Annotated in this window: 17 protein-coding genes; 13 read left to right on the top strand and 4 right to left on the bottom strand. The window is 69.0% G+C overall.

The window, feature by feature from the left end; translation table 11 throughout:
- Window positions 1–28 precede the first annotated feature (28 nt).
- From ACTIGJ_RS00535 to ACTIGJ_RS00510, 6 genes are all read left to right on the top strand, one after another.
- Window positions 29–1,567, top strand: coding sequence for a DUF1329 domain-containing protein (locus ACTIGJ_RS00535; protein ID WP_439638320.1), 1,539 nt, complete (start codon window positions 29–31; stop codon window positions 1,565–1,567).
- Between the two features lie 73 nt (window positions 1,568–1,640).
- Window positions 1,641–2,747: a WD40/YVTN/BNR-like repeat-containing protein gene (locus ACTIGJ_RS00530; protein WP_439638319.1), complete on the top strand. Its 1,107-nt coding sequence runs from the start codon at window positions 1,641–1,643 to the stop codon at window positions 2,745–2,747.
- Window positions 2,748–2,836: 89 nt separating this feature from the next.
- Window positions 2,837–5,413 (top strand): efflux RND transporter permease subunit, encoded by a 2,577-nt coding sequence (locus tag ACTIGJ_RS00525; RefSeq protein ID WP_439638318.1) that lies wholly within the window; start codon window positions 2,837–2,839, stop codon window positions 5,411–5,413.
- Window positions 5,413–5,661 (top strand): hypothetical protein, encoded by a 249-nt coding sequence (locus ACTIGJ_RS00520; protein WP_439638317.1) that lies wholly within the window; start codon window positions 5,413–5,415, stop codon window positions 5,659–5,661. Before ACTIGJ_RS00525 ends, ACTIGJ_RS00520 begins: the two co-directional genes overlap by 1 nt.
- A 6-nt stretch (window positions 5,662–5,667) precedes the next feature.
- Window positions 5,668–6,720 (top strand): hypothetical protein, encoded by a 1,053-nt coding sequence (locus ACTIGJ_RS00515; protein ID WP_439638316.1) that lies wholly within the window; start codon window positions 5,668–5,670, stop codon window positions 6,718–6,720.
- A gap of 188 nt (window positions 6,721–6,908) precedes the next feature.
- Window positions 6,909–7,691, top strand: a complete 783-nt coding sequence (locus tag ACTIGJ_RS00510) for an enoyl-CoA hydratase-related protein (RefSeq protein ID WP_439638315.1) — start codon at window positions 6,909–6,911, stop codon at window positions 7,689–7,691.
- Between the two features lie 21 nt (window positions 7,692–7,712).
- On the opposite strand, the gene ACTIGJ_RS00505 is transcribed toward ACTIGJ_RS00510, so the two are convergent.
- Entirely contained in the window at window positions 7,713–8,246 is a 534-nt protein-coding gene (locus tag ACTIGJ_RS00505) for an HD domain-containing protein (RefSeq protein ID WP_439638314.1), read from the bottom strand.
- A gap of 131 nt (window positions 8,247–8,377) precedes the next feature.
- On the opposite strand from ACTIGJ_RS00505, the gene ACTIGJ_RS00500 reads away from it, so the two are divergent.
- On the top strand, window positions 8,378–9,340 hold the full coding sequence (locus ACTIGJ_RS00500; protein WP_439638313.1) for a helix-turn-helix domain-containing protein: 963 nt from the start codon (window positions 8,378–8,380) through the stop codon (window positions 9,338–9,340).
- Window positions 9,341–9,410: 70 nt separating this feature from the next.
- Here the strand turns inward: ACTIGJ_RS00500 and ACTIGJ_RS00495 are convergent, their stop codons facing one another.
- Window positions 9,411–12,107 (bottom strand): M36 family metallopeptidase, encoded by a 2,697-nt coding sequence (locus tag ACTIGJ_RS00495; RefSeq protein WP_439638312.1) that lies wholly within the window; start codon window positions 12,105–12,107, stop codon window positions 9,411–9,413.
- A gap of 204 nt (window positions 12,108–12,311) precedes the next feature.
- On the opposite strand from ACTIGJ_RS00495, the gene ACTIGJ_RS00490 reads away from it, so the two are divergent.
- On the top strand, window positions 12,312–13,157 hold the full coding sequence (locus tag ACTIGJ_RS00490; RefSeq protein ID WP_439638311.1) for a TauD/TfdA dioxygenase family protein: 846 nt from the start codon (window positions 12,312–12,314) through the stop codon (window positions 13,155–13,157).
- A 4-nt stretch (window positions 13,158–13,161) separates the two neighbouring features.
- Here ACTIGJ_RS00490 and ACTIGJ_RS00485 read toward each other — a convergent pair whose 3' ends face one another.
- The gene (locus ACTIGJ_RS00485) at window positions 13,162–14,121 is read right to left on the bottom strand and encodes a fatty acid desaturase family protein (protein ID WP_439638310.1); all 960 of its coding nucleotides are present in this window, start codon (window positions 14,119–14,121) and stop codon (window positions 13,162–13,164) included.
- A complete protein-coding gene (locus ACTIGJ_RS00480) occupies window positions 14,118–14,921 on the bottom strand; it encodes a crotonase/enoyl-CoA hydratase family protein (protein WP_439638309.1) in 804 nt (267 codons plus the stop codon). Before ACTIGJ_RS00480 ends, ACTIGJ_RS00485 begins: the two co-directional genes overlap by 4 nt.
- Window positions 14,922–14,995: 74 nt before the next feature.
- On the opposite strand from ACTIGJ_RS00480, the gene ACTIGJ_RS00475 reads away from it, so the two are divergent.
- The 5 genes from ACTIGJ_RS00475 (at window position 14,996) to ACTIGJ_RS00455 (ending at window position 19,664) form a co-directional block, all read left to right on the top strand.
- Window positions 14,996–15,793 (top strand): PaaX family transcriptional regulator C-terminal domain-containing protein, encoded by a 798-nt coding sequence (locus tag ACTIGJ_RS00475; RefSeq protein ID WP_439638308.1) that lies wholly within the window; start codon window positions 14,996–14,998, stop codon window positions 15,791–15,793.
- Window positions 15,794–15,936: 143 nt separating this feature from the next.
- The gene (locus tag ACTIGJ_RS00470; protein WP_439638307.1) at window positions 15,937–17,127 is read left to right on the top strand and encodes an NHL repeat-containing protein; all 1,191 of its coding nucleotides are present in this window, start codon (window positions 15,937–15,939) and stop codon (window positions 17,125–17,127) included.
- Window positions 17,128–17,134: 7 nt separating this feature from the next.
- Window positions 17,135–18,427 (top strand): hypothetical protein, encoded by a 1,293-nt coding sequence (locus tag ACTIGJ_RS00465; RefSeq protein ID WP_439638306.1) that lies wholly within the window; start codon window positions 17,135–17,137, stop codon window positions 18,425–18,427.
- Window positions 18,424–19,017 (top strand): hypothetical protein, encoded by a 594-nt coding sequence (locus tag ACTIGJ_RS00460; protein WP_439638305.1) that lies wholly within the window; start codon window positions 18,424–18,426, stop codon window positions 19,015–19,017. Before ACTIGJ_RS00465 ends, ACTIGJ_RS00460 begins: the two co-directional genes overlap by 4 nt.
- 17 nt (window positions 19,018–19,034) lie before the next feature.
- The gene (locus tag ACTIGJ_RS00455; RefSeq protein ID WP_439638304.1) at window positions 19,035–19,664 is read left to right on the top strand and encodes an RNA polymerase sigma factor; all 630 of its coding nucleotides are present in this window, start codon (window positions 19,035–19,037) and stop codon (window positions 19,662–19,664) included.
- Window positions 19,665–19,677: the final 13 nt, after the last annotated feature.

Here is a 19,677-nt window from a genome sequence, read left to right as displayed (position 1 = left end):
ACTTATGTTGAAGCGCATGAATTGGGTCATGTTTGCTGGAGCGATCAGCCTCGGCATGGGCCTCGGCGCCACGTCGACCGCGCAGGCGAAGGCCTCGGCTGCCGATGCCGCGAAGCTGGGCAAGGAACTGACGCCGGTCGGCGCGATTGCCGGACCGAACGCTGACGGCACGATCCCGGCGTGGATCGGCGGCAAGCAGTTCGATGCCGACATCCGCGGCCTGACACCGACCAAGCTCGAAGAGCTGCGGCTGAAGTTCGAGGACATCCGCAAGGCCTCGCCGGCCGACTTCGACAACCTGCTGAAGTATGTCGACAACTTCACGATCGCCGACTACCCGAAGATCAAGAAGCAGATCGACGACATCATCGCCAAGCTGCCGCCGGACCTGAAGGCGCTTGCGCAGAAGCAGCGCGAGCAGATCGGTGGTGGCGGCAAGTACGAGGCGCCGTCCTTCATCATCACCAAGGACAACATGGCGAAGTACGCCGACAAGCTGACCGACGGCCAGAAGGCGTTGTTCGCGAAGTATCCGGCGACCTACAAGATGATCGTCTACCCGACCTTGCGTACGGCGTTCTTCCCGGACCAGATCAACGCGGCCTCGATCAAGAATGCGTCGACCGCCGAGCTGAAGGGCACGGATGAGGTCGAGGGCGCGGTGCTCGGCTTCCCATTCCCAATTCCGCAGAGCGGCGCGGAAGTCATGTGGAACCACAAGATGCGCTACCGCGGGTCGGCGGTGCGGCGCTTCAACAATCAGGCAATCGTCAAGCAGGACGGCACCTTCAAGATCACCAAGCTGATCGAGGACGTGAAGTTCAAGTATGCGAACCTCGAAGAAGCGGCTCCGGGCACCAAGATCCTGCTGTACTACCTCTCCAACGTCGTGGCGCCGGCCCGTGTGGCCGGTCAGCTGACCTTGGTGCATGAAACCTCGGGTGCCGAAGGCTCGGGCCGCAACGCCTGGATCTTCAACCCCGGCCTCGGCCGCGTGAACAAGGCGCCAGACGTGGGTTACGACAACCCGTACATCGGCACCGACGGCGAGCAGTTCAACGACCAGGTCGACATGTTCAACGGCGCGCTCGACCGCTACACCTGGAAGCTGGTCGGCAAGAAGGAGATGTATATCCCGTACAACTCGTTCCTGATCAACGCGCCGCTGATCAAGTACAAGGACATCATCCGTCCCGGCCACATCAACCAGAACCTGTCGCGCTACGAGCTGCACCGCGTCTGGGTTGTCGAGGCGACCATCCGTGATGGCCTGCGCCACCAGTTCAAGAAGCGCCGCTTCTATGTCGATGAGGACAGCTGGGCGATCGCTGCGGTCGATGCCTACGACAACCGCGACCAGCTGTGGAAGGTGCAGGAAGCGCAGCTGATCTCGGTGCCGTTCGTGCCGACCGTGACCGGCATTCCGGAAATCATCTACGACCTGCAGAGCGGCCGTTACTTCGTCACTGCACTGCAGAACGAAGACAAGATTTCCGACTTCAAGATCAGCTTCAAGGACGACGAATTCTCGCCGGGCAGCCTCAGCCGCAAGTCGCGCAACAAGTAATTCGCAACAGCGCTGCAACGATGGCCGGCGAGGGGTCGCCGGCCATCTTTTCGATGCCTTCAGGGAGCCGTGCATGACCTTCCAGACCATAAAGCTGCGACCGTCGCTGATCGCTGCGGCGATCGCGGCCACACTTGCATTCCCGGCCTGGCTGCTGGCCCAGGAAGAGGAAGACAGCGGCGACGCCGACACCGGTGTCGACACCACGCTCGTCGCTCGTCCGTCGGTGCTGGCGCCGCGGGCCTCGTCGAGCCTGCTGCTTGGCGTCACGCGCGCCGGCAACCGCTTCGTGGCGGTGGGCCAGCGCGGCGGCATCCTGCTGTCGGACGACGGCAGCCAGTGGAAGCAGGTGCCGACGCCGGCCGACGCGACGCTGACCCGCGTGCATTTCGTCGACGCCGAGCACGGCTGGGCCGTCGGCTACGACGGCACCATCCTGGCGACCACGGACGGCGGCGCCAGCTGGACCCTGGCGCAGTTCGACGCCGCCTGGGGCCGCGCCTACTACGACGTGCTGTTCACCGATGCCCAGAACGGCTTTGTCGCCGGCGGCAACGGCCGGCTGCAGAAGACCGCCGACGGCGGCAAGACCTGGGAAGCGGTGGAATCGCCGGTGTTCGAGGATCAGCCGAACCTCTACAACCTGACCCGGCTTGGCAACGGCGCGCTGGTGCTGACCGGCGAGCGCGGCTTCATCGCCTCGTCGACCGACCAGGGCAGCACATGGACGCAGCTGAAGTCGCCGTACACCGGCTCCTTCTTCGGGGCTGTGGCCAGTGGCGCTTCGGGCGTCGTGCTGTTCGGCCTGCGCGGCAATGCCTTCCATGCTGCCGACGTGGCAAAGGCGGCGCTGCTCAGCGAAGCCGATCTCGCCGCACTGCGCGAGGCGGCGGCGAATCCGGAAGCCTCCGGCGGGGCCAGCAATCCGGTCAGCGAGGTTGCCGGCTGGGTGCGTCTGGCTTCGGACGACACCGAAAGCCTGTTTGGCGGCTCGGCTGCCGAGGACGGCAGCCTGCTGCTGTTCGGCGGCAACGGCCGGGTGATGAAGGCCGATCTCGCCGGCCGCCGGCTGGTGCGCCAGCAGCTATCGACCAACATCAACATGAACGCCGGTCTGGCGACCGCCGACAGCCTGATCGTCGTCGGTACCTCGGGTGTCCAGCGCTTCGCCAAGCCCTGACATCCGGGCCTCGCTGAACAACCAACGATCGCGGCAGCACAACCAGAAGAACACGGGGAAGGCATATGGCAGGTGCAGCAGTAGGCGGCGTGTGGGCCGACAGAATCCTGAAAGCGGTCGAACCGATCATCTATGGCCGGCGCAAGCTCACGCACTGGATCCTGATCGCGCTGACCCTGTTCTTCACGGTGCAGATGGCGCGGCTGCAGCCCGATGCGGGCTGGCTGAAATCGGTGCCGCTGGAACATCCGTACATGGAGAAGTTCCGCGAGTACTACCGCGACTTCGGCGGCGCCAACACCGTGCTGGTGGCGCTGATCAAGGATGAAGGCACCGGCGACATCTACACGCCGGAATTCATGGACACGCTGCAGAAGGCCAATGACGAGGTCTTCTTCATGCCGGGCGTCGATCGCGCCCGCGTCACCAGCCTGTTCACGCCGAACGTCAATTACGTGGAAAACGTCGAGGGCGGCCTCAGCGGCGCCACGGTGATCCCGCCGGATTACCAGCCGACGCCGGAAGTGCTGCAGAAGGTGAAGTCCAACGTCGCCAAGGCGCAGGTGATCGGCCGCATCGTCACCAACGACCAGCGTGGCGCGATGATCCTCACCGAGCTGCTGGAAGTCGATCCGCAGACCGGCGAGAAGCTCGACTATCTGAAGGTCGGCCAGTACCTCGAAAAGCTGCGCGCGAAGTACGAGAAGGATGGCGTCAAGGTCCACATCATCGGCTTCGCCAAGATCGTCGATGACATGACCAAGGCGTCGCTGGAAGTGGCGGCGTTCTTCTTCCTGACGCTGATCATCACCGGCTTCCTGCTGTGGATCTATTGCGGCTCGTTCAAGCTGGCGATGATCCCGCTGTTCTCCTCGGTGGTCGCGGTCGTCTGGGAGATGGGCCTGCTGAAGACGCTCGGCTACGGCGTCGATCCGTTCGCGATCCTGGTGCCATTCCTGATCCTGGCGGTGTCGGTGTCGCACGGCGTGCAGTACGTCAACGCCTGGGTCGATGAGGTCCACGCCGGCAAGTCCAGCTTCGATGCCAGCCTGGAAACCTTCCGCCGGCTGGCGATCGCCGGCACCATCGCATTGATGACCGACGTCGCCGGCTTCGCGACCATCTACCTGATCAAGATCCAGATCATTCAGGAGATGTCGATCAACGCCGTGCTCGGCGGCCTGGCGATCATCGTCGCCAACAAGATGTTCGTGCCGATCTGGCTGACCATGGTGAAGTTGAAGGATGTCGATGCCTTCATCGCGCGCCAGACCAAGAAGGACGCCAAGCTCGATCCCGTCTGGTGGTGGCTGTCCGGCGTCACCAAGCCGGCGGTGGCCACGACGGTGCTGGTGTCCTGCGGCGTGATGCTCGGCTGGGCGCTGTGGGGCAAGGCGGACCTGAAGGTCGGCGATGCCCTGAAAGGCGTGCCGGAGCTGCGTCCGGACTCCCGCTTCAACCAGGATTTCAACGCCATCACCGACAACTTCCAGATCGCCGTCGACATCTTCAAGGTGATCGCCGAAACCCGGCCGAACGGCTGCGTCAGCTACCAGCTGATGGATCAGGCCGATCGCTTCGCCTGGAAGATGGAGAACACCGAAGGCGTGCAGTCGACGCTGTCGCTGCTGACCTTCGCCAAGCTGGTCTACCAGGGCTTGTCGGAAGGCCGCCTGAACGCGCTGGTGCTGCCGCGCAACCAGTTCGCGCTGGCCCAGGCCACGGCACTCGTGCCGACTTCCACCGGCCTGCTGAACGATGATTGCGACGCGCTGGCGATCTACCTGTTCACCAAGGATCACAAGGCCGAAACGATCAGCCACATCGTCGAGGAAGTGAAGAAGTTCAACGACGAGAATGCCAAGGATTTCTACGCCAAGGCGCCGGACACCAAGCCGGAATACTGCGCCACCAAGTACGACACCTTCCAGAAGCTGAAGGCCACCAACCTCGATGTGTTCAGGCTCGGTGAAGGCGCCGGTGCCGATCCGGCGAAGCTCGAGGCCGCCAAGAAGCGTCAGGGCGAACTGCAGGCCAGCTACGAAGGCATGAGCCTGGAATGCCCGGTGAACTTCGCGCTGGCCACCGGCAACGTCGGCGTCATGGCGGCGACCAACGAGGTCGTGCACGAGCAGGAAGGCCGCGTGGTGCTGCTGGTCTATGTGGTGATCCTGATCCTGCTGTGGATGTGCTTCCGCGAGTGGAAGGCGATCGTCTGCATCGTGCTACCGCTGGCGCTGGTGTCGGAGATGGGCTACGCGGTGATGGCGATGCTCGACATCGGTATGAAGGTCGCCACGCTTCCGGTGCTGGCACTGGCGGTCGGCATCGGCGTGGATTACGGCATCTACGTCTATGGCGTGCTGGTGTCAGGCCTGAAGGAAGGCAAGAGCCTGCGGGTGGCCTACTTCGAAACGCTGCGCGGCACCGGCAAGGCGGTGATCTTCACTGGCGTGACCCTCGCGGCGTCGGTGTCGACCTGGCTGCTGTCACAGCTGCAGTTCCAGATCGACATGGGCCTGCTGCTGCTGTTCATGTTCACCGCCAACATGTTCGGCGCGGTGCTCGGCCTGCCGGCGGTTGCGGCGTTCCTGTTCCCGCCGAGGCCGGGCGAAGCGCCAGCGACGATGCCGAAGAACCTGGCGCCGGCGAAGACGGCGCACTGATGGCCGCGCCGGCAGCGGGCGGGGCGGATGGGCGGCGGTCCTCGCTTTCCGCCCTGCAGACGGCGCTGGACCGCGCGCCGCCGGCTGGCCTCGAGGCGCTGGAAGCCGATGAACTGGCGCGGCTGGCGACGTTGCTGGCCGATGCCAAGCGCCGGCAGAAGGCGCAGGTCGATGCGGCGCTGACCGAATCGCTCAGCCACGTGCCGCTGCTGCTGCGCGGCGCAGTGCGCAAGATCCTGGATCTCTAGCCGCCGATGGCCACTCCGCAGACCGGTGCCGCGCTGTCGGCGCTGTCATTGGCGCAGCGCGCCGAGGTGATCAAGCTGGCCCGGCTGTGCCGGGTCGACGAGGCCTCGCTGGCCTGGCTCGGCAAGCTCGACGCCACGCTGATCCGCACGCTGCGCGAGCAGGCCACGGCGGCGATGTTCGATGCCGACCGCAAGCGTTTCCACAACATGGCGGCGGCCAGCCGGCTGCTGCCGATCCCGATCCTGGTGCTGATCATCGAGAAGGTGATCGGCCCGCTGATCTGCGCCCGGGTCTGCGGTCTGGTGCCGCCGGCGCGGGCGATCGAGATCGCCGAGAAGCTCAAGCTGCCGTTCCTGGTCGATGCCTGCATGGAGCTCGACCCGCGTTCGGCGCAGGCGCTGATCGCCGGCTTCCCGCGCCATCTGGTGGTCGCCATCGCCCGTGAACTGGCCCAGCGCGGCGAGTACGTGACAATGGGGCGCTTCATCGATCTGATCGCGCTCGACGCCATCGGCCCGGTCGTCGACGCGATCACCGACGACGCCCGGCTGCTGCACATCGCCTTCTTTGCCGAAGGCACCGAGCGGCTCGGCGACATCGTCGAGCGCATTGCCCCGGCGCGCCTGCAGGCCATCGTCAGCCACGCCGCCACCGGCTCGGCCGAACTGTGGGGCGAGGCGCTGGCGCTGATTTCCGGCGTCGACGGCGCGCTGCAGCAGAAGCTGGCGGCGATCACCGGCGAACTGCCGGAGGCGGCGCTGAACAACATCGTCCGCAACACCCAGGCGATCGGCCGCTGGGACGTGCTGCTGCCGATCGTCGCCCGCATGGACGCACGCCTGCAGAAGCGGGTGATCAACCTGCCGGTGATCCAGGACGACGCGATCTTCGGCGACATCGTCCGCGCGGTGTTCCGGCTGCCGGACATCCGCCCGGTGATCCTGCTGCTGACCCAGCTGGAAGCCGATGCCCGCAGCCGCCTCGATGCGGTCGCGCGCCAGATCGGCCTGAGCCTGCCGGACCCGGCCCTGCTGCTGCCGCTGATCGGCGGCCGCTGAACCGGCGTGGCCGCTCGCGGGAACGGCCATAAAATGCGTGTATGAAACACGCAAAATTGCGGTCGCGGGCCTGCTGCGCTAAGGTCCGGCGCCGCCGCCGAGCCATCCGCACGGCGCCCGACCACGCCCATCCCGATCAGCGCCGCCAGCTGCGCTGCCGCCACCGAACGCCAACCCCGAACTTCGCCATGACCGCGCCTGTCCTGTACCGCCTTGAGGCCGATGTCGCGACGCTGACCCTGAACCGGCCGGACACCCTGAACAGTCTCGATCTCGCCACCATCGACGCCCTGCTGGCCGGTGTCGACCGGGCGCTGGCCGAGCAGGCCCGGGCGCTGGTGCTGACCGGCAGCGGCCGGGCGTTCTGCGCCGGCGCCGATCTGGGTGCCGACAGCCTCGCCGGAGTCGCGCCGCAGGACATCGACCTCGGTGCTGCCATGCGCAGCCACTACAACGTCATCGTCGAACGCCTGCACCGCCTGCCGATCCCGGTCGTGGTGGCGGTCAATGGCGTTGCCGCCGGTGGCGGCGCGGCGCTGGCGCTGGCCGGCGATCTGACGATTGCGGCGCGCTCGGCCTCGTTCCGCTACCTGTTCATCGACCTCGCGCTGATGCCGGACATGGGCGCTACCTGGCAGCTGCCGAGGCGGGTCGGGCAGGCGCGGGCGCGCGGGCTGTCGCTGCTGGGGGATACGCTCGATGCCGAAACGGCCGCCCAGTGGGGCCTGATCTGGCAGGTGTTCGACGACGCAGCCCTGCCGGCGGCCGCGCAGGCGCTGGCCGTGCGGCTGGCGGGCAAGTCGCCATCAGCGCTGCGCGAGACGCGGGCCGCTCTGGATGCGGCGCTGGCGGTCGATCTGCCGGCCCAGCTTGAGCAGGAAGCGGCCGGTCAGACCCGGCTCGGCCGCGAGCCGGGCTTTCTCAAGGCCGTGACGGCGTTCCTGGCCCGACGGACCCGCAAGCCGGGCTGACGCGCCGGCGGGTCTGCCGCCTCACCACTTGATGAACGGCGGCGGGCTCAGCGGATGGCGCTTGAACCAGCTGCCGGCGAGGCCCATCAGCGTCTTGTGGAAGCCTTCATTGGGGTAGGCGGCCTTCAGCGCCCGAACCGTATCGCCAGCGATGCCGAACTTGACCAGCCCCAGCGACACGTCGACCAGATCGGCCTTGCGGAACGCTTCGACCAGCGGATACGCCGGGTCCTTGAAGGCGCGCAGCTTGTGGTGTTCGTCGATCATCAGCTCGATTTCCGTGGCCCAGGCGTCGAGCCCCTCGGCGGCCAGATAGTCACGCGCGCGGCGCGACGACGGCGGCAGGTAGTCGATGGTGCCGTCCGACCAGATGCCGAGATCGTGAAAGCAGGCGGCGATCGCGATCTTCCGGCGGTCGTCGTCGCCGGCCTGCGGCAGCAGCGCCAGCGTAAAGGCTGCCATCCGCTGGCAATGGTTGCGGTAACCGGGGAAAGCCGGGCCGATCTGCGCCTTCCAGGATTCCAGCAGGGTGTCGAGCAGGGCCAACGGTGCCATGGGTGTCGGGTCCGGGTCAGGAATGGTGGCCGCATGGTCGCCCTAAACCGGCGGCGGTCGAAGTGGCCTGATGGACAAACAGCGCCGGAATCGGGCCAACTGCGGCGGGTTCCTTCAACGCCGTTCATGCCATGTCTGAAGCAGCTGCCCGGCCGGTCATCGCGGTCGTCGTCTTCGACCAGATCAGCCCGTTCCACCTCGCGGTGCCCTGCGTGGTGTTCGGCGATCCGCATCCCGGCCTGCCGTCGTTCGACCTGCGCGTCTGCGCCGTGACACCGGGCCGGCTGATGACCACGGCCGGCTTCCCGATCGAGATCGGCCACGGCCTGGAAGCCCTGCGCGAGGCGGCAACCATCATCGTGCCGAGCTGGCACGATCCGGCCGAGCCGCCGCCAGCCGTGCTGCTCGACGCACTGCGCGCCGCCGCCGACCGCGGCGCCCGGATCGTCGGCCTGTGCCTCGGTGCCTACGTGCTGGCCGAGGCCGGCCTGCTCGACGGCCGTCGGGCGACCACCCACTGGGGCTACGCGCAGGATTTCGCGGCCCGCTATCCGGCCGTCCGGCTCGACCCGCAGGTGCTCTACGTCGACGAGGGCGCGATCGTCACCTCCGCCGGTACCGCCGCCGGCATCGACTGCTGCCTGCATCTGCTGCGCATGGCCTATGGCGTGGAAGTCGCCAATGGCGTCGCCCGGCGCCTGGTCGTGCCACCGCACCGGCAAGGCGGGCAGGCGCAGTTCATCGACCAGCCGCTGCCCGGTTCGGCGCGCGATTCACGGCTTGCCGAGGTCATCGACTGGCTGCGCGCGAATCTTCACCAGCCGCACAGCCTCGATGCGCTGGCCGCCCGCGCGCTGATGAGCCGGCGCACCTTCACCCGCCAGTTCCGCTTGCAGACCGGTGCCACGGTCGGCGACTGGCTGCTGGCCGAGCGGCTGGCGTTCAGCCAGCGGCTGCTGGAAACCACCGGCCAGCCGATCGAGCGGATCGCCCAGCTGGCCGGGCTCGGCTCGACCTCGTCGCTGCGCGCGCACTTCCAGCGCAGTTTCGGCGTGTCGCCCTCGCAGTGGCGCCGCAGCTTCAAGGGCGGCTGAAGGCGCCTGCATGGGAAGCCCCGCCGCCGCCGGGAGAACGGCGGCTGCGGGGCAGGGTGCCGCCGGCCGCTTACGGCGCGGCGTAGCTTTCGACGACGCCGACGTGGTCGGTGGAGTTGCGTGCCGGTCCGGTCGCGCCGACGCCGGCACCGCGACGGGCGAAGCCGCGCACGAGATCCAGGTAGTCGGCCTGCGAGCGGGCCATCGCCACCGCCAGCACGGCGTCGCGCGCTTCCAGCAGGGTCGGCGCGTTCGGCGTCAGCTTCAGGCCGCCGATCACGTAATCCATCATCCGTTCGCGGCTTTCGCTGAAGCTGTAGCGGCCGCTGGCCAGCATCGTCGAATAGCCTTCCCAGAGCATGTTGGCCCAGATCTCGCCGGTGTTGTGGACCTCGGCATTGTCGGCGCCGTCCTGGCCGAATGCGGTCGGCGTGCCGACCGGCAGCGGCGTGCCGTTCTGGATATGCCGGAAGGTCAGCGAGTTGAATGCGAAGTTGCGTGAGAACGGCTGGCGGCGGATGCCGAAATACTGGTAGGCCGCGTTGAAGCTGGCGGTGGCGTAGTAGGCCAGCGGGTAGGCGCCGCCGTAGCCGGCATTGCCGGGCACCGTCAGATCGTCCGGGCGCGCGGTCAGCGTCAGCGCTGCGAAATCGCTCCAGCCTTCGCCCATGCCGCGGCCCTGCGAATTCGACAGGCCGCTGGCATCGCCGACCAGACGGTTCGACACGTAGTGGAAGAACTCGTGGATGATGATCTGGTTGTCGAGCGTGCCGTCGAAGTCGGTTGACGGCAGCCGGTTGAGCCGCATGCGCAGCGCCTGGCCGCGTGCCAGCTGCGCCTTCAGCGACTGGCCTGCGTCCTGCCGGATCATCACCGCCGGAATGCGGTACAGCCCGTCGGTGGTGGCCGGCAGCGGCAGGTTCACCGGCAGCTGCGGCACATCGGCATTGCCCATCGGGATCGGATCGGCGAGCGGATCGTTGTTGATCACGATCAGGCCGACCGCGCCGCTCGCAGATGCGAACTGCGCCTTGGTGGAGAACGCGCAGTTGCCGCGATCGATCAGCGCGATCTTGCCGCGCAGCTTGCGATCGGCTGCGGCCGGCAAGGTAGTACCGGTCAGCGGCAACGGCTGGCCGCCGGCGCAGCCATCGCTGCTGGAAATTCCACCGCGCTCATTGGCGACCGCGATTGGCGCGGTCACGTCGAAGGTCTGCGGGCCGAAGCTCGCGGTGCTGAACACCAGCGCCGGCCCCTGCGCGGGTGCAGTGACCCGCACCGCGCCCTTGATCGGACCATCGAACAGGTACATCTGCATGCGCGGGCTGCTGCCGTCGGCCGGCGTCAGCATGTTCGCGTTGTTGCGGCCCGAGGCGTCCTGGCCTTCGGCAAGCACCGGATCGCCGCCGTCGCCGCCACGGCCGTAGTTGCTGGTCTGGGCGTTGCCGGCCGCCTCGTCGAGGCCGCGGTCGTAGAAGATGTCGTGCAGCCAGTTGTTCAGATAGAACAGGTTGACGATCGCCGCCTGCCGCGCCGTGGCGCCAGCCGGATCGGCGTCGGCGGTGATCGGATGATCGAACGTGGCCGGGCCGGTCAGCGTGGCGCGCACATCGTTGGTGCGCGGCTGGTAGCCATCGGTCAGCGTGGCGGACGCCGGCGCGCCGAACAGCAGGCCGTTGTCGAGATAGGCGTCGGTGTTGTTGCCGGTGGTGGTGGTCGCGCCGGCCGGCAGCCAGGGGTCGCCGGTGGAGATCGGCCCGGAGTCGAGCGTCACCAGATTGGCGACCGCGCTGACCCGGGGCTGGAGGGTGGCGGGCGTGGCGCCCGGGAACGGCGCCAGGCCGTTGCCGATGGGCGCGTCGAACGGCTGGTGGATGCCGTCGGCGTCGGCAAACACGCGGTAGCGGTGCACCGCCTGGTCGACCAGGTTCTTGCGGAACAGCACGGCGCCGGTTTCCGCCGAGATCACCGTGCCGTAGGCGCGCGTCGTGCCATCGCTGCCGCCGCCGAGCACTTCCACGTACCAGCCGGCCACCAGCCGGTCGGCCAGCGGGAAGTAGACGCGGCGGGCGCGCGGCTCGCGGCTCAGGCTGAGGTCGCCGGCCGGCAGCACCCGGAATGCGGTGTAGCGGCCGCTGCCGGTCGATGGCCGCAGCGCGGTGGCCAGCACCTGGCCGCCGGCGTCGGCGATTGCGGCGGCCACCGCCTGGGCGGCGCCCAGCCGCAGCGGTCCGCCGGCACTGCCGGTAGCGGCGAAGTAGCCGGAGGTGGCGATGTGCTCGCCGCTGCTGCCGATCAGCACGCTGAACTGGCGATTGAACACCTCGACGCCGTCGACCGACTGCTGCAGGCGGACGATGCTGGCGCCGTCGCGGCTGGTGTGGACGACGCGCGCCGTCGCGGCATCGAGATCGGCGCGGCTGACGCCCAGCAGCGACGCCTGCCGGCCCGCGTATTCGCGCGCCCGGGCCACGGCCAGCGCGGCGGGCGCCAGCGTACCGGCCGGCACGATCGCGCTGCCGTCAGCCGCCCACAGGAAGGTGGCGGCGCCGAGCGCGGCGTCGACCGTCGACGCCAGGCCGGCGCGGCGCGGGGCGAGGCGGGCGATGCTGGCGGCGCGGTTGCGCAGGCTGGTGTTCGGCGCGGTGCCGGGGCTGGCGAACGAGGCGTCGAAGTTCGCCGGGGGCGGCGACAGGCTGTCGGCAGCGGCGGCACTGCCGAAGGCCGCAAAGGCGGCGGCAGCTGCCACGATCAATCGCATCATCATGCAATCTCCAGTCGGAATAAGGTCAGGGCGCGGGCCTGGCACTGCGAACGGCAATCGCCATGCCAAATCTGAAGAGGCTGTCAGGAAAATGTAACCGACTGTTCACAGTGCCGCCGCTGCTGCCCACCTCGCGACCGCTGGTAGAGATTGCCCAGCGGCATGGCCCCAAGGGCGCGAGCCCGCGTCCTGCGGCAGACTCCAGGCATGTCCGACTCCCTCGACGTCATTCCTTCCGGCCAGGCCTGCGGTGCGACCGTGACCGGCGTCGATCTGTCGCAGCCGCTGCCGGCAGCAACAACGGCCCGGTTGCGCGCGCTCTGGCTGCAGCATCAGGTGCTGTCGTTTCCCGGCCAGCAGTTGTCCGACGACGATCTCGAACGCGTCACCCGCGCCTTCGGCGGCTTCGGCGAAGACCCGTTCATCGCGCCGATTCCGGGCCGCCGGCATGTCATTGCGGTCGAGCGCCGGGCCGACGAGCGTTCCTCGCTGTTCGCCGAAACCTGGCACAGCGACTGGAGTTTCCAGCCGCGCCCGCCGGCCGGCACCTGCCTGTACGGCATCGTCATTCCGCCGGTCGGCGGCGACACCCTGTTCGCCAACCAGCATGCCGCGCTGGAGGCGATGCCGGACGCACTCCGCCAGCGCCTGGAAGGGCGCGTCGCACTGCATTCGGCGAAAAAGGCCTATGCGCCGGACGGCCTCTACGGCGCGCGCGACCAGCCCGGGCGCTCGATGGTGATCCGGCCGTCGAGCGACGCCGAAGCCGTGCAGCGTCATCCGCTGATCCGCCGCCATCCGGAAACCGGCCGGGAAGGGCTGTTCGGCTGCCTCGGCTACATCATCGGCATCGACGGCATGGACGACGCCGAAGCGCTGCCGCTGCTGTTCGAGCTATACCAGTGGCAGTCACGGCCGGAGTTCCAGTACCGCCACCGCTGGCAGCCGCAGATGCTGGTGATCTGGGACAACCGCGCGCTCTTGCACGCCGCCACCGGCGGCTACGCCGGCCATCACCGGCTGCTGCACCGGACCACGATCGCCGCCGCCTGAGGCTTCAGCGGGTCACGCGGCGCAGCACCTCGCGCATGCCGTTGGCCTGATTGGCCGGCGGAATCACGCCGTCGGCCACCAGCCGCGCGTGCAGCTTCGGCAGGTTCCAGTGCGGGCACGAGGGCATCAGGTGGTGCTCCAGGTGGTAGTGCTCGTGATGCGGCGCGAACAGCAGCTTCTCGATCCAGTTCAGCCGGGTGCTGCGCGCGTGCAGCAGCGGATCGGTGGAATCCGGATCGTGGATCGCGCCGTGATCGGCCAGCACGCGCACCCGCATGGTCAGCGGGAACGGGATCAGGAAGGCCAGCGCCCACAGCAGATACAACTCGCCATGACCAAGCGCGTGCAGCGCGCCCCAGATCACCAGCTGCCAGGCGATCGACACCGCCCCGCCGCGGCGCAGGAAGCGGCCGGCGTAGTCGGTGAAGCGTTGCGGACGGTCGTAGGCCAGCTTCTCGACCAAGCCGTTCTGCTGGAACTTCCAGTAGCCGGCGGTCATCGCGACGATGCCGATCAGGAACTTCACGCCGGATTGCCCGGACAGGTCGCGCAGCAGTTTGCGGCGCAGATTGGCCTTCGACACCGGATAACGGTCGACCATGATCCGGTCCGGATCATCCGGCGTGCCGGCCAGCCGGTGATGGGCCATGTGGTAGGCGCGGTACATCGGCATGTGGTTGAAGTTCGGCAGCGCGCACAGGTATTGGCCGACCCAGTCGTTGATCCGGCTGTTGGCGAACAGGGTCTTGTGCGCCGCCTCGTGGGTCAGGATCGCTAGGCCGACATGGACGCCGCAGAGCATCAGCACCGACAGCAGCCAGGCCAGCGGATGCGGCCAGGCGATCGGCAGCGCGAAGGCGGCGACCATCAGGCCGTAGTCCTGCGCGACCGATGCCGCGCCGCGCCAGTTGGAGCGCACTTTCAGCTGCTCGCGCAGCGCCGGGTCGAGCGTGTAGGTCTTCATCGGGTGGCCTCCGGGCCGGTACCCAAAAACTGGCCGTGACGGCCCAGCCCTTCGGCGAAACGGGTAGCGCCGGCGCGGGTTTCGCCGGTCTGGATGGTGGCGTGACCAAGCGCGAACTCGTGGGCGATCGCCTCGGCCTCGCTCAACGACCACTGATCGAGCGCGCTCTGGCGATCGCTGCGCAGGCAAGCCTGCGGGAAGGCGCTCAGTTCCAGCGCCAGCGCCGTCGCCGCGTTCAGCGCTTCGCCGGTCGGCACCCGGCGATTGGCCAGCCCGATCGCGAAGGCTTCGTCGGCATCCACGGCGCGACCGGTCAGGATCAGGTCCATCGCCCGCGACTGGCCGATCAGCCTCGGCAGCCGCACGGTGCCGCCGTCGATCAGCGGCACGCCCCAGCGCCGGCAGAAAACGCCGAACACGGCGCTGTCGTCGGCAACCCGCAGATCGCACCACAGCGCCAGTTCCAGGCCGCCAGCCACGGCCGGGCCGGACACTGCAGCGATCACCGGCTTCGACAGCCGCAGCCGCGAAGGCCCGAGCGGGCCGCTGCCGTCGACGCCGACATGGTTGATCCGCGCGGGATCGCCGCTGCTGACCGCTTTCAGATCGGCGCCGGCGCAGAACGCGCCGCCGGCGCCGGTCAGGATCGCCACCCGCAGTTCCGGATCGCGGTCGAAGGCCTCGAACGCGGCGACCAGCGCGTCGGCGGTCGGCCGGTCGACGCAGTTGCGGACCTCCGGCCGGTTGATGGTGACGGTCAGCAGCGGCGGTGCGCGGTCGACCTGTACGAGCGGGTTCATTGTTTCATTACTGATTTGTGCATGTCGAGACGTTATCGGTAATGATCCAGCGGTGCAACCAGTATCCTTCCGCGATGACCACGCCGCTGACCGCCAAGACCCTGATCCTCGACCTGCTGCTGGCCATCGAAGGCGAGCCGCTGTCGGCGCGCGACGCGATCAGCGGCGCGGCGCTGCTCGGCATCCGCGAGAACAACGTGCGCATCGCGCTGATGCGGCTGTCGGCCGAAGGCCTGATCGAAGCGGTTGATCGCGGCGTCTACCGGCTGAGCGGTGCGGCACACGAACTGGCCGGCGAGGTCGCCACCTGGCGCAGCATCGAAAGCCGCACGCGGCCGTGGAGCGGCGGCTGGCTGGTGGTGCACAGCGGACCGCTCGGCCGCAGCGACCGCAGCCGCACCAAGGCCCGCACGCGGGCGCTGGACATGCTCGGCTTCCGGGCGCTGGAGCCGGGGCTGGAAGTGCGGCCCGACAACATCGAGACCGGCATCGACGCGGTGCGCGCGCGGCTGGTCAAGCTGGGACTGGAAGCCGACGCGGCGGTGTTCGTCGCCAGCCAGTTCGATGCCGCGCGCAGCGCCCGGATCGCCACGCTGTGGGACGGTGCGGCGCTGAATGCCGCCTACCTCACGCTGCGCCGCGACCTGCTGGCCTGGCTGCAGCGGGCGGCGCGGCTGGAGCCGGATGTCGCGGCGCGCGAAGCGCTGCTGATGGGCCGCAAGGCGATCCGCCAGGTGGTGTTCGATCCGCTGCTGCCGGCGCCGATGGTCGACGTCGATGCCCGGCATGCGTTCTTCGACACCGTGCGCGCCTACGACCGCGCCGGCCAGGCGATCTGGCGGCGGGTGCGCGGCCTGCCGCCGCTGGACTGAAAGCCGGCGCGCGGTTGGGGCGGCTGCAGCCGAAATCGTTCGGCGACGGCGACGGATTCCTGCCGGTGGCGCGTTGAAGTGGCAGCAGCGCTGCGTAACCGCAGCGCGAGTTCCCGTCTCCACTTCACTCAAGAAGCCCGCCCATGCCCGTCTCGTCGTCACCGTTTCGCCGCCTGCTGGCGCCCTCGCTGCTGCTGTCGGTCCTGTCGCTCGCTGCCTGCGGCGGCGGGGGCGGCAGCGACGACACGCCCGACCTGATCAGCGCCACCCGCGTCATCGGCCAGGCCGACTACGTGTCCGGCAGCGCCAACCGGGGCGGCGCGGTATCAGCACTCGGCATCGCCCAGCCGCTCGGCCCGATCGCCACCGACGGCAGCCGTTTCTTCATCGCCGACTACGGCAATCACCGGGTGCTCGGCTATGCCGAGATCCCGACCGCGACGACGCCGGCGCTGTTCGTGCTCGGCCAGGATTCGGCCGCCGACAGCACGCCGGGCACCGGCCCGACGCGGATGGCCCTGCCGGCCAGCGTCGCGATCGCCGATGGCCGGCTGATCGTTGCCGATGCCGGCAACAACCGGGTGCTGATCTGGAACCGCCTGCCGGTCGGCAACACGCCGCCGGACGTGGTGGTCGGGCAGGTCGATCTGCTGACCGATGATCCGGGCACGGCGGCCGACAAGCTGAGCTTTCCGGTGGCGGCGACGATCGCCAACAACCGCCTGATCGTGTCCGATCAGAACAACAACCGGGTGCTGATCTGGAACACCGTGCCGACCGCGAACGGCACGCCGGCGGACGTGGTGCTGGGCCAGCAGACCTTCACCACCTCGGTCGCCGACGACGAGGAGGATGGCCTGAATTCGCCAGCCGGCATCTGGAGCGACGGCTTCCGCCTGCTGGTCGCCGACTCCGGCAACAACCGGGTGCTGGTCTGGTCGCAGCTGCCGCGCAGCAGCGGCGCCAACGCCAGTTTCGTGATCGGCCAGAGCGATTTCTCGCGGGTCACCGCCGGCGTCGGCCAGGGCGCGCTGCGCACGCCGTTCGGAGTCGCGTCCGACGGCACGCGGATCTGGATCGCCGACTCCGGCAACAACCGGGTGCTGGAGTTCGACGCCTTCCCGATTGCCAACAACGCGCTGGCGGTCGACGTCTACGGACAGGACCGCGACAGCTTCAGCGCCCGGCTGCCGAACGACGACGACCAGGACGGCGTCACCGACGACACGCCGAGCGCCCGCACGCTGTCGTCGGCCACCGGCGTCAGCGTGTTCGCCAACGTGCTGTACGTGGTCGACCGCAACAACCACCGCGTGCTCGCCTTCCCGGGCTGATCCGACGATGCCGAGGCTTCCATCCCTGGCCGCGCTGGCAGCGGCCGGCCTGCTCGCGGCCTGCGGCGGTGCCGATCTCACGGTCGGCAGCGGCACCGGTCCGACCGGGCTCTACCTCGCCTACGGCAGCACCGCGACCGGCAGCATCCAGGTGCCGGAATGCGTGGCCGCCCAGGTCACGGCGGTGCTGGTGTTCGCCGGCGACGACGCCAGCACCGGCGATTTCTCCAGCCGCGTGGTCTGGACATCATCGGCGCCGGACACCGTCTACGTGTCGGACGGCGTCCACGCCGGGCCCGATGGCGTGGTGGTGCCGGCTGGCTCGGTGATCGGCCTGAAGCCGGGCCAGGCGCAGCTGACGGCGACGTTCTCCGAGTTCAGCGCCAGCACCAGCGTGGAGGTGGTGGCGCTGGCCGGGCTGCGGATCGCGCCGGCGCTGACCGATCTGGTGCCCGATCTCGACCAGCCGTTCCAGCTGCTGCTGCGGCCCAACGCGCAGCGGCCGGAGCTGGATGTCACGACCTCCGCCCAGTGGCAGTTCGCCGCGCCGACCGCGATCGCGGCTGTCGACGCCGGCACCGGCGTGGTCAGCGCCAACAGCGCCCGCGACGGCCAGTCGGCCACGCTGGTGGCGCGGGTGCCTGGCTGCGGCCGCGAAGTCAGCCTGCCGCTGCGGGTGTCGACGCCGACGGCGTTGCAGGTCGAGTACGAGCAGGGCAGCGAACTGCGGCTGCCGGAGGGCTACAGCGAAGCGCTGACGGTCAGCGCCCGCTTCGCGACGGCCGACAGCGTGGCGCAGAACCTGGCGAGCCAGATCGAGATCGACGACCTCGACGACGACCGGCTCACGGTGGCGCGCGGCGACACCCGTCTGTATGTGCAAGCGGTCGATGCTGCGGAGGCGCCCACTGGTTTCACGCTGCGGCTGCCGGATCGCAGCCTGAGCATCGCCAGCAAGCGCTGGCAGGTCACCGATACCGCGCTGCTGCGGGTGACCTTGGCGCCGGAAGACCTGCGCATCCGCTATCCCGACACCGGCCTGCTGGTGGCCAGCGGCCTGTTCGCCGACGGCGTCACGCGGCCGATCAGCCGCCACGTCGCCTGGACCAGCGATGACCCGACGGTGAGCATCGCGGTCGGCGTCACCGACGACGCCGGCACCGTCACCGTGCCGGACGCCGAGGTCACCACGACGATCGGCGCGGCCAACACCCAGGCCACCGACGACGCCGACGATTTCGTCACCCTGCGCGGCTACGCGGCCAGCAGCCCGGACCCGAACGCGGGGCGTTCGCCGTGAGCGCGCTGCGTCTGCCCGTGCTGTCGCTGTGGTGGCTGCTGATGCTGGCCGGGCTTGCCGGCTGCCAGCGGGGTGCCCGCATCGAGCTGGAACTGGTCGCCAGCGCCGCGTTCGCCGACAGCCATCTGCTGGCGATGCCGACGGCCGTTGAGCTGATCGACGCGCGCGGCCTGCTGTTCCGGCTGCCGGTGGCACGACCGCTGGAGATTGATCTGGTGACGCTGGCCGCCGCGCCGCTGCAGCTGAGCCTGCGCGGACAGCTGCCGGCCGGTCGCTACATTGGCCTGCGGCTGGTGTTCGAACCGACGGTCTGGTTCGAGCGCCCCGGCGGGCCGCGCGCACCGCTGCTGGTCGATCCGCGCTCGGCCTTCGCCGACCTCGATCTCGACCTGGCGGCCGGCAGCCGCCAGCGGCTGATGGCGCTGCTCGATCTCGATGCCTCGGTGATCCGGCTCGGTCCGTTCCAGGACCTGCAACGCTTCCAGCCGCGCCTGAGCCTGGTCGCCGGGCAGTCGCCGAGGCGCGACGCGGGTTCCTGGGCGCCGGCGGCGGCTGAGGTCGCGGCGCTGTCGCAGGTGCTGCGCCGATAATCGGGAATGGTGAACGCATGCTGGCTGAACCGTCCTGTCCGATCGCGCCGCCGCTGCCGCGGCCGTCACCGGCGCGCGCGGTGACCGGCGACGATCCCGATCTGGCCGATGTCCGGCGCGCGGCCGAAGGCGACCAAGCGGCCTATGGCCGCATCGTCGGCCGCAATATCGATGCGCTGACGCGGGTTGCCGAGCGGATGCTCGGCAGCCGTGCCGAAGCCGAGGACGTCGCCCAGGACGTGCTGCTGCGCGGCTGGCGGCAGACCGCCAGCTGGCGGGCCGGCGAGGCGAAGTTCTCGACCTGGCTGCACCGCGTGGCACTGTCGCGCTGCACCGACCGGCTGCGGGCGCGGCGCGAGACCTCGCTCGACGACAGTCCGGAGATCGTCGACCGCAGCCCGACGCCGGAAGCCGGCCTGCAGCAGCAGTCGGTGGCGCTGCGGGTGCGCGCTGCACTGGCCACGCTGGCCGAACGGCAGCGCGCCGCCGTTGTCTTGTGCCACTTCGAGGAGATGACCAATATCGAGGCCGCCGCCGCGCTGGAAATCTCGATCGAGGCGCTTGAATCGCTGTTGTCGCGTGGGCGTCGGGCGCTGCGGGCAGCGCTGCAGCCGGATCGCGCGGCCCTGCTCGGAGATCTGACATGAATCCCGGAATGCC

This window comes from Nevskia sp., assembly GCF_051860985.1.
In the GTDB taxonomy this organism is placed as follows: domain Bacteria; phylum Pseudomonadota; class Gammaproteobacteria; order Nevskiales; family Nevskiaceae; genus Nevskia.
Note: the sequence above shows the minus strand (reverse complement) of the source record. Positions and strands in the feature narration are given on the sequence as shown.

What these genes read in the sequence shown, in the direction of transcription:
- ACTIGJ_RS00535 (WP_439638320.1), top strand. Translation starts at nt 29, where the DNA reads ATGTTTGCTGGAGCGATCAGCCTCGGCATGGGCCTCGGCGCCACGTCG.
- ACTIGJ_RS00530 (WP_439638319.1), top strand. Translation starts at nt 1,641, where the DNA reads ATGACCTTCCAGACCATAAAGCTGCGACCGTCGCTGATCGCTGCGGCG.
- ACTIGJ_RS00520 (WP_439638317.1), top strand. Translation starts at nt 5,413, where the DNA reads ATGGCCGCGCCGGCAGCGGGCGGGGCGGATGGGCGGCGGTCCTCGCTT.
- ACTIGJ_RS00515 (WP_439638316.1), top strand. Translation starts at nt 5,668, where the DNA reads ATGGCCACTCCGCAGACCGGTGCCGCGCTGTCGGCGCTGTCATTGGCG.
- ACTIGJ_RS00510 (WP_439638315.1), top strand. Translation starts at nt 6,909, where the DNA reads ATGACCGCGCCTGTCCTGTACCGCCTTGAGGCCGATGTCGCGACGCTG.
- ACTIGJ_RS00505 (WP_439638314.1), bottom strand. Translation starts at nt 8,246, where the DNA reads ATGGCACCGTTGGCCCTGCTCGACACCCTGCTGGAATCCTGGAAGGCG.
- ACTIGJ_RS00500 (WP_439638313.1), top strand. Translation starts at nt 8,378, where the DNA reads ATGTCTGAAGCAGCTGCCCGGCCGGTCATCGCGGTCGTCGTCTTCGAC.
- ACTIGJ_RS00495 (WP_439638312.1), bottom strand. Translation starts at nt 12,107, where the DNA reads ATGATGATGCGATTGATCGTGGCAGCTGCCGCCGCCTTTGCGGCCTTC.
- ACTIGJ_RS00490 (WP_439638311.1), top strand. Translation starts at nt 12,312, where the DNA reads ATGTCCGACTCCCTCGACGTCATTCCTTCCGGCCAGGCCTGCGGTGCG.
- ACTIGJ_RS00485 (WP_439638310.1), bottom strand. Translation starts at nt 14,121, where the DNA reads ATGAAGACCTACACGCTCGACCCGGCGCTGCGCGAGCAGCTGAAAGTG.
- ACTIGJ_RS00480 (WP_439638309.1), bottom strand. Translation starts at nt 14,921, where the DNA reads ATGAACCCGCTCGTACAGGTCGACCGCGCACCGCCGCTGCTGACCGTC.
- ACTIGJ_RS00475 (WP_439638308.1), top strand. Translation starts at nt 14,996, where the DNA reads ATGACCACGCCGCTGACCGCCAAGACCCTGATCCTCGACCTGCTGCTG.
- ACTIGJ_RS00470 (WP_439638307.1), top strand. Translation starts at nt 15,937, where the DNA reads ATGCCCGTCTCGTCGTCACCGTTTCGCCGCCTGCTGGCGCCCTCGCTG.
- ACTIGJ_RS00465 (WP_439638306.1), top strand. Translation starts at nt 17,135, where the DNA reads ATGCCGAGGCTTCCATCCCTGGCCGCGCTGGCAGCGGCCGGCCTGCTC.
- ACTIGJ_RS00455 (WP_439638304.1), top strand. Translation starts at nt 19,035, where the DNA reads ATGCTGGCTGAACCGTCCTGTCCGATCGCGCCGCCGCTGCCGCGGCCG.